This window comes from Thiomonas sp., from assembly GCF_054608695.1.
Window position 1 is genome coordinate 26,974 of sequence record NZ_JBTRXV010000042.1, and the last position, 8,192, is coordinate 35,165.

8 protein-coding genes are annotated in these 8,192 nt (G+C 64.2%); 5 read left to right on the plus strand and 3 right to left on the minus strand.

Going from position 1 to position 8,192, the window contains the following annotated elements:
* Positions 1-218: 218 nt before the first annotated feature.
* Positions 219-527 carry an urease subunit beta gene (locus ACYCUK_RS13970; protein WP_461595325.1) on the minus strand — a complete coding sequence of 103 codons (309 nt, stop codon included), beginning with the start codon at positions 525-527 and terminating at the stop codon, positions 219-221.
* Between the two features lie 13 nt (positions 528-540).
* The gene (gene ureA / locus ACYCUK_RS13975; protein ID WP_461595326.1) at positions 541-843 is read right to left on the minus strand and encodes an urease subunit gamma; all 303 of its coding nucleotides are present in this window, start codon (positions 841-843) and stop codon (positions 541-543) included.
* Positions 844-1,218: 375 nt separating this feature from the next.
* Between ureA and urtA the strand changes: the two genes are divergently transcribed.
* The 5 genes from urtA (at position 1,219) to urtE (ending at position 7,006) form a co-directional block, all read left to right on the plus strand.
* A complete protein-coding gene (gene urtA, locus ACYCUK_RS13980; RefSeq protein ID WP_461595327.1) occupies positions 1,219-2,460 on the plus strand; it encodes an urea ABC transporter substrate-binding protein in 1,242 nt (413 codons plus the stop codon).
* Between the two features lie 205 nt (positions 2,461-2,665).
* Positions 2,666-4,294, plus strand: coding sequence for an urea ABC transporter permease subunit UrtB (gene urtB / locus ACYCUK_RS13985; protein ID WP_461595328.1), 1,629 nt, complete (start codon positions 2,666-2,668; stop codon positions 4,292-4,294).
* A gap of 4 nt (positions 4,295-4,298) precedes the next feature.
* Complete coding sequence (urtC, locus tag ACYCUK_RS13990) at positions 4,299-5,450, plus strand: urea ABC transporter permease subunit UrtC (protein ID WP_461595329.1); 1,152 nt, start codon at positions 4,299-4,301, stop codon at positions 5,448-5,450.
* Positions 5,443-6,294, plus strand: coding sequence for an urea ABC transporter ATP-binding protein UrtD (gene urtD / locus ACYCUK_RS13995; protein ID WP_461595330.1), 852 nt, complete (start codon positions 5,443-5,445; stop codon positions 6,292-6,294). Before urtC ends, urtD begins: the two co-directional genes overlap by 8 nt.
* A 19-nt stretch (positions 6,295-6,313) precedes the next feature.
* Entirely contained in the window at positions 6,314-7,006 is a 693-nt protein-coding gene (urtE, locus tag ACYCUK_RS14000; protein ID WP_461595331.1) for an urea ABC transporter ATP-binding subunit UrtE, read from the plus strand.
* 21 nt (positions 7,007-7,027) lie between these two features.
* Here the strand turns inward: urtE and ACYCUK_RS14005 are convergent, their stop codons facing one another.
* Positions 7,028-8,032 (minus strand): integron integrase, encoded by a 1,005-nt coding sequence (locus ACYCUK_RS14005; protein ID WP_461595332.1) that lies wholly within the window; start codon positions 8,030-8,032, stop codon positions 7,028-7,030.
* Positions 8,033-8,192 lie beyond the last annotated feature (160 nt).

An 8,192-nucleotide genomic window follows, 5' to 3' on the forward strand; every position in this document is an offset into this window, starting at 1 on the left:
CGCGTGGGGGAGGTGAGAACGGGCTGCGCGAAAAAAATGGACGCCCCTCCCGTCCTGTCCCATGTGGTGGGGGGAGGTGAGAACGGAGCTGCTGCGCGAAGAAAAGGATGCCCCTCCCGTCCTCCCCCACACGGTGGGGGAGGCGTCGGCTCCCTCCCCACGCGTGGGGAGGGTTGGGGTGGGGAATCTTGTGGCGTGCTGCATGCGATCGCTCGGCATCAGTCGAGCTTGCCCATCACGTCTTGCCGGAAGCCGATGACCACGCGCTTGCCCGCATACGCCACCAGGTCCACCGTGCGCTGCTGTCCCGGCTCGAAGCGCACCGCGGTGCCGCTGGCGATGTTCAGGCGCATGCCGCGTGCGGCCTTGCGGTCGAAACGCAGGGCAGGGTTGGTCTCGGCGAAGTGGTAGTGCGAACCGACCTGAATCGGGCGGTCGCCGCTGTTCTCCACCAACAGGGTGATGGTGGCGCGGCCGGGGTTGAGGCTGATGTCGCCTTCGGCACAAACAATTTCTCCGGGGATCATGCGCGGCTCCGTTTCAGACAATGGGTTGGTGCACGGTCACCAGTTTGGTGCCGTCGGGGAAGGTGACTTCCACCTGAATGTCGGGGATGAGTTCGGCCACGCCGTCCATCACCTCGTCGCGGGTCAGCAGCGTGCGGCCATGGCTCATCAGTTCGGCCACGGTGCGGCCGTCGCGTGCGCCTTCCATCACCGCTGCGGTGATGTAGGCGATGGCCTCGGGTGCATTGAGCTTGAGCCCGCGCGCCTTGCGGCGTTCGGCCAGCAGGCTGGCGGTGAAGATCAGCAGCTTGTCTTTTTCGCGAGGGGTGAGATCCATGGGCTTGCGGTTCTTGGTGGGTGTGTTGCCAGCTTAGCGGCGCGCACGGGCCGTGCTGCAGGCCAGCGCAGGTGAATCGGCCGTTGGAAGGAGCGCAGCAAGATCTGCGCAAAAACCATACCCATGCGTTGCCGGCGTTTCACGGCGGGTATGCCCTTGATGCGCAAGACAACACACCAAAGCGGTGCATCTGGCCGGTGCGCAGGCTGGTGCATGCGCACCGAATTGCAGCCTGGTCGCCGTGGCGCGCCTGCCTGGGCTGGGCATGGCCGCGCGCATGCCGCGTGACCCTTGCAGGACAACTGTTATTCCGATGTGGCACGGGACTTGCTGACGTGGTGCTTGCATTTCGCATCCACCGGAGGGAGTCTCAACATGGATCGTCGTACCGCATTGAAAACCGTCGGCACCACCGTCGCCGCCGCTGCAGCCAGCAGCCTGTCGTTCCCGGCCATCGCATCGAAAAAGGCGCCGATCAAGGTCGGCATCCTGCATTCGCTTTCGGGCACCATGGCCATTTCCGAGACCGCGCTGAAAGACGTGGACTTGATGACCATCGCCGAAATCAACGCCGCGGGCGGCGTGGACGGCCACATGATCGAACCCGTGGTGGTGGACCCGGCCTCCAACTGGCCGCTGTTCGCGGAAAAGGCGCGCCAGCTCATTTCGCAGGACAAGGTGGCCGCCATTTTCGGCTGCTGGACTTCGGTGTCGCGCAAGTCGGTGCTGCCGGTGCTCGACGAGCTCAACGGCCTGCTGTTCTACCCGGTGCAGTTCGAGGGCCAGGAGGAGAACCCGCATGTGGTCTACACGGGTGCGGCGCCCAACCAGCAAGCCATTCCCGCCACCGAATACCTGATGAGCAAGGACGGCGGGGGCGCCCGCCGCTTCTTCCTGCTGGGCACCGACTACGTGTACCCGCGCACCACCAACGCCATCCTGCGCGGCTTCCTGCATTCCAAGGGCGTGAAGGATGCCGACATCGCCGAGGTCTACACCCCCTTCGGCTTCAGCAACTACCAGAACATCGTCGCCGACATCAAGAAATTCGCCTCGGCCGGGCCCACCTGTGTCATCTCCACCGTGAATGGCGACTCCAACGTGCCGTTCTACAAAGAGCTGGGCAACCAGGGCATCAAGGCGACCGACATTCCGGTGGTCGGCTTCTCCATCGCCGAGCAGGAAATCGCCGGCATGGACCTCAAGCCCCTGGTCGGCCAGCTCACGGCGTGGAACTACTTCGAGTCGCTGAAGAACCCGACCAACGCCAAGTTCGTCAAGTCGTGGCAGGCCTGGGTCAAGACCAAGGGCTTGAAGGACTACCCCGTGACCGACGACCCGATGGAAGCCTCCTACATCGGCATCCACATGTGGAAGCAGGCAGTGGAGAAAGCCAAGTCCACCAAGACCGACGCCGTGCGCAAGGCGCTCATCGGCCAGAAGTTCGCCGCGCCGGATGGCTACACCGTCGAGGTGCTGAAGAACCAGTACCTGAGCAAGCCGGTGTTCATCGGCCAGATTCGCGAAGACGGCCAGTTCGACGTGGTGTGGAAGTCCAATGGCCTGGTCCCGGGCGAGTCCTGGAGCCCGTACATCCCCAAGCCGAAGAACGCCTGAGCATCGGCAAAGGAAACACTCCCCATCCCAACCTCCCCCACGCCGTGGTGGAAGAGAAAACCCTCAAGCAACGCTTCTACGTCCTCGTCGAGTCCCTCCCAACCTCCCCATCCGTGGGGGAGGAGAAAACCCCCTCCCCACCCGTGGGGAGGGTTGGGGAGGGGAGCCTTGCAGCGCCGATTTGTATTGCACACGCATCCTGACCATGACCGACCCGCGCAACTTGTGGCACCGCACCGGCACCTGGCTTCGTACGGCCCTTGGCCTGCTGCTGCTGGGTCTGCTGCCTCTGGCGCATGCGCTCACACCGCAGGAGGCCATGGCGATTTCCAGCGGCGATACCGACTCCCGCATGGCGGCTTTGCACCAGGCCGTGGGGCACCCCGATCCGCAGCTCGCCAACTTCCTGCACGAGCTGCTGAACAACGAGGTGCAGATCGACGGCGGCATGGTGCAGGTGCAGCAGGGCGATGACTGGATCGATCTCGCCACCGGCCGGAAAGTGACGCCCAGCGCCAACGCGCAGGCGGTGATCAACAACAACTATGTGCGCAAGGAATTGCAGTCTGCCCGCGCCGCGCTGGACTTGTTTTCCGGCGACCGCGCCTTGCGCCTGAAGGCCGTGCAGCAGTTGCAGGACGACCCGACCTCGGTGGATCGCGGTCTGGTGGAACAAGCCCTCAAAACCGAGAAAGACCCCGAAATTCTGGAGCGGCTGCAACTGCTGCACGCCGCCATTCTGCTGACGAGCAAGAACGCCACCGAGCGCCTGAGCGCGGCGAAAGACCTTGCCGCCAGCAACTACCCGGCGGTGCGCAGTCTGCTGCTGTCGCGGCTGGACAAGAAGGATGGCCAGTTCGTCGAGCCCGACGCCACCGTGCGCGCGCAAATCAAGTCCAGCCTCGCCGACATCGACGAGCGCCTGGCCTGGGGCGAGCGCCTGGGGACGCTGTTTTCGGGCATCAGCCTGGGCAGCATTCTGCTGCTGGCCGCGCTCGGCCTGGCCGTGACCTATGGGCTGATGGGTGTGATCAACATGGCGCAGGGCGAGTTCATCATGATCGGCGCCTACTCCACTTATGTGATGCAGGGCTGGTTCCAACGTGATTTGCCAGGCCTGCAGAGCTACGCGCTGGTGGCGGCGGTGCCGTTCTCCTTCATCGTCGCCGGCGGCATCGGCATGGTGGTGGAGCGCGCCATCATCCGCAAGCTGTATGGCCGGCCGCTGGAAACGCTGCTGGCCACCTGGGGCATCAGCCTGGTGCTGATCCAGATCGTGCGCACCGTGTTCGGCCCGCAGAACGTGCAGGTGGACAACCCGCCGTGGATGTCGGGTGGCCTGCACGCCATGGCCAATCTCATCCTGCCCTACAACCGCATGGTCATCATCGCCTTCACCGCCTTCGTGCTGCTGGCCATGTGGCTGCTCATCTCGCGCACGCGCCTGGGCCTGTTCGTGCGCGCCGTGACGCAAAACCGGCCGATGGCCTCCTGCGTGGGCGTGCGCACGCCGCGGGTGGACATGCTGGCCTTCGGCCTGGGCACGGGCATCGCGGGATTGGCGGGCTGCGCGCTGAGCCAGATCGGCAACGTCGGTCCCGAAATGGGGCAGGGCTATATCGTCGACTGCTTCATGGTGGTGGTGCTCGGCGGCGTCGGCCAGCTCACCGGCACGGTGACGGCTGCCCTCACCCTGGGCGTGGCCAACACCCTGCTCGAAGGCGTGGCCGGTGCGGTGCTGGCGAAGATCGCGGTGCTGGCGGCCATCATCCTGTTCATCCAGAAGCGCCCGCAAGGCATGTTCGCCCTCAAGGGCCGCAGCGTGGAAAGCTGAAGCCATGGCCGCCGTCACCAACGAGTCGGGCGTGGTCGTCACGCCGCCACCCCAGCCCTCGTCACCACGGGTGCAGCTGCAGCCGGCCACGAGTTTCCTGCCCGCATGGGGCTGGGCCGCGCTCATCGTCTTCCTGCTGCTGGCCTGTGTTGCCGCGCCCCTGCTGGCGCTGGCCGTGCCGCAGGGCAGCAGCCTGCATCTGTCGCAATACTGGATAGGCCTGGCCGGCAAGATTCTTTGCTACGCCATCGTCGCGCTGGCGATGGACCTGGTGTGGGGCTATGCCGGCATCCTGTCGCTGGGCCAGGGGCTGTTCTTCGCCCTGGGCGGCTATGCCATGGGCATGTATTTGAACCGCAGCATGACCGCCGCCAGCGGCAATCTGCCCGACTTCATGCAGTTCATGCAGTGGACGCATTTCCCCTGGTACTGGGTGGGCACCGAGCACTTTGCCTATGCGCTGTTCCTGGCCCTGTTCATGCCCGGTCTGCTGGCCTTCATCTTCGGCTTTTTCGCCTTCCGCTCGCGTATCAAGGGGGTGTATTTCTCCATCATCACCCAGGCGCTGACCTATGCCGCCATGCTGCTGTTCTTCCGCAATGAAACCGGCTTCGGCGGCAACAACGGCCTGACCGATTTCAAGGTGCTGCTGGGCTTTCCCATGGGCACCGCCGGCATGACCGTGGCGCTGTTCGTCGCCACCAGCGTGGCACTGGCCGGCTGCTTCGTGTTCGCCCGCTGGCTGGTGCGCAGCAAGTTCGGCCGCGTGCTCACGGCCATCCGAGACGCCGAGAGCCGCGTCATGTTCTGCGGCTACAACCCGCTGTGGTTCAAGCTCGGCGTGTGGACCATCGCCGCGATGATGTGCGGCCTGGCCGGTGCGCTGTACGCGCCGCAGGTGGGCATCATCAACCCGAGCGAAATGTCCACCGCCAACTCGATTGAAATCGCCATCTGGACGGCCATCGGCGGGCGCGGCACGCTCATCGGCCCCATCATCGGCGCGGTGCTGGTGAACGCCGCCAAAAGCTGGCTGACCGTGGCCATTCCCGAAGCCTGGCTCTATCTTCTCGGCGGGCTGTTCATCGTCGTCACGCTCTACGCGCCCTACGGCATCGTCGGTCTGGTCAAGCAATGGAGGCAGCGCCGTGGCTGAGATCGACTGGCGGGACATCGTCTTCCAGCAACCGAATCCCGAACTGGGCGGCAGCGTCCAGGAAGGCGGCTACGGCCATCTGCGCCAGCCGGGCGTGGACATGAGCCATGGCGTGGCGCTCTACCTCGACGACATCAGCGTGAGCTTCGACGGCTTTCGCGCGCTGAACAAGCTGTCGCTGGCCATCGACACCGGCGAACTGCGCTGCATCATCGGCCCCAATGGCGCCGGCAAAACCACGATGATGGACGTCATCACCGGCAAGACCCGGGCCGACTCCGGCAGCGCGTTTTTCGGCCAGACCATCGACCTGCTCAAGCTGCGCGAGGCCGAGGTGGTGGAGGCCGGCATCGGCCGCAAATTCCAGAAGCCCACCGTGTTCGAAGACATGAGCGTGCAAGACAACCTGGAGCTTGCGCTCAAGGCCGACAAGCGCGCCCGCAGCACTTGGCGTTTTCGCCTGAGCAGCGCGCAGCGCGAGCGGGTGGAAGAAGTGCTCACGCAAATCCGTCTGCACGACCAGGCCGCGCGCCGCGCCGGCGACTTGTCGCACGGCCAGAAACAGTGGCTGGAAATCGGCATGCTGCTCATGCTGGAACCGCAGCTCCTGCTGCTGGACGAACCCGTGGCCGGCATGACCGACGCCGAGACCGACCGCACCGCCGAGCTGTTCATCTCGCTGGCCGGCAAGCACACCCTGGTGGTGGTCGAGCACGACATGGAGTTCGTGCGCAAGATCGCGCACAAGGTGACGGTGCTGCACGAGGGCAGCGTGCTGGCCGAAGGCAGCCTGGAGCAGGTGCAGGCCAACGAGCGCGTGGTCGAGGTCTACCTGGGGCGCTGAAGCGACGAGCCACGACACCATGCTGAACATCGACGCGGTCAATCAGTACTACGGCGGCAGCCACATCCTGCGCAACGTCAGCCTCACGCTCGAAAAGGGCCAGGTGCTCACCCTGCTGGGGCGCAACGGCGTGGGCAAGACCACGCTGCTGAAGTCCCTCATGGGGCTGATCGGCATCCGCAGCGGCAGCATCAGCCTGGATGGCACACGCATCGACACCCTGCGGCCCGACGCGCGCGCACGATTGGGCATTGGCTATGTACCGCAAGGCCGCGAAATTTTTCCGCGCCTCACGGTGGAAGAAAACCTGCGCATGGGCCTGGCCACCAAACCCGGCGGCGCCCTCGTGCCGGAAGAATTGTTCGAGCTGTTTCCCGTGCTCAAACAAATGCTCAAACGACGCGGCGGCGACCTCTCCGGTGGCCAGCAACAGCAACTCGCCATCGCCCGCGCCCTGGCGGCCGGGCCGAAGCTGCTCATCCTCGACGAACCCACCGAAGGCATCCAGCCGTCCATCATCAAGGACATCGAACGCGTCATCCGCATGCTCGCCGCACGCGGCGACATGGCCATCCTGCTGGTGGAGCAGTATTACGACTTCGCCAAGGCCCTGGCCGACCAGTACGCCGTGATGTCGCGCGGCGAAGTGGTGCGCGCCGGCAAGGGCACGGACATGGATGCGGACGGGGTGCGGGAACTGATCGCGGTGTAGGCGGGCAGTTCCTTCGGCTCGCTACGCGCTGAGCAACTGATCCAGCGGGCTGGCCGTGCCGCCCGCCGCCACCTTCAGCACATGGGTGTAGATCATGGTGGTGCTCACGTCCGAATGGCCCAATAGTTCTTGCACCGTGCGGATGTCTGTTCCTGCCTGCAGCAAGTGGGTGGCGAAGGAATGGCGCAAGGTATGCACAGAGACGGGTTTGATAATCTGCGCCGCCGCGCTGCCCAGTTTGATGGCGCGCTGCAACCGCTCCTCATACAAGTGATGCCGGCGCTCAATCCGTGAGCAGGGATCGACCGACGGTCTGGGTGCTGGAAACACCCAGAACCAGCCCCAGCGACATCCCAGTTTCGGATACTTGACCGACAACGCATCCGGCACTTCCACACCAGCGGCACCAACCTCGCGGTCGTGCGTCCAGATTGCGCGTGCACGCGCAATCTGCGCCTTCAGCGCATCATGCAAAGTGCGAGGCAACATCACCACCCGGTCCTTGTCGCCCTTGGCCTGACGCACCACCAAAACCTGCCGGTCAAAATCCACGTCCTTGACACGCAGACGCAAGCCCTCCATCAAACGCAGGCCCGTGCCATACAGCAGCTTGCCCAACAAGGCCATTTCGCCATCCATGGCACCCAACAAGGCAGCGACTTCGGCTTTCGTCAAAACAGATGGAATGCGCCGGGGCCGGGCTGGACGCTGAACTTCCGCCAACCACGGCAAATCAACGCCCAGCACGTCCCGATACAAAAACAGCAAGGCACTCAGCGCCTGATTGTGCGTGGACACCGACACCCGGCGTTCATTGGCCAGCATGGCCAGGAACTGGGTGACTTCCGCAGCCCCCATGTCGCGAGGATGCCGCATCTGCCCGTTACGCCCATTCCACCGGACGAAAAAGCGCACCCAATACAGGTATGCCTGCTCCGTCCTGAGGCTATAGTGCTTGTATCGCAAAACCTCGCTCACCTGCTCCAGCAGGCGCTTCGATTGGGGGAGATAGATGGCAGGGTTCATAATGTCACCAAAAACTGTATATGTGTACAGTATCTGCTTGGAAGGCCAGTTGTCAAGCGGGTAGCAGCCTTGCAGCGCCCTGCACGCAACCATTGGCCGTTGTGCTTATCCCGTCGTCTATCCTGTGCTGCCGGTTTTATCCGACGGTCTACATTACGTT

Coding starts and splice junctions, on each gene's coding strand:
- ACYCUK_RS13970 (WP_461595325.1), bottom strand. CDS start 527: ATGATCCCCGGAGAAATTGTTTGTGCCGAAGGCGACATCAGCCTCAAC.
- ureA (WP_461595326.1), bottom strand. CDS start 843: ATGGATCTCACCCCTCGCGAAAAAGACAAGCTGCTGATCTTCACCGCC.
- urtA (WP_461595327.1), top strand. CDS start 1,219: ATGGATCGTCGTACCGCATTGAAAACCGTCGGCACCACCGTCGCCGCC.
- urtB (WP_461595328.1), top strand. CDS start 2,666: ATGACCGACCCGCGCAACTTGTGGCACCGCACCGGCACCTGGCTTCGT.
- urtC (WP_461595329.1), top strand. CDS start 4,299: ATGGCCGCCGTCACCAACGAGTCGGGCGTGGTCGTCACGCCGCCACCC.
- urtE (WP_461595331.1), top strand. CDS start 6,314: ATGCTGAACATCGACGCGGTCAATCAGTACTACGGCGGCAGCCACATC.
- ACYCUK_RS14005 (WP_461595332.1), bottom strand. CDS start 8,032: ATGAACCCTGCCATCTATCTCCCCCAATCGAAGCGCCTGCTGGAGCAG.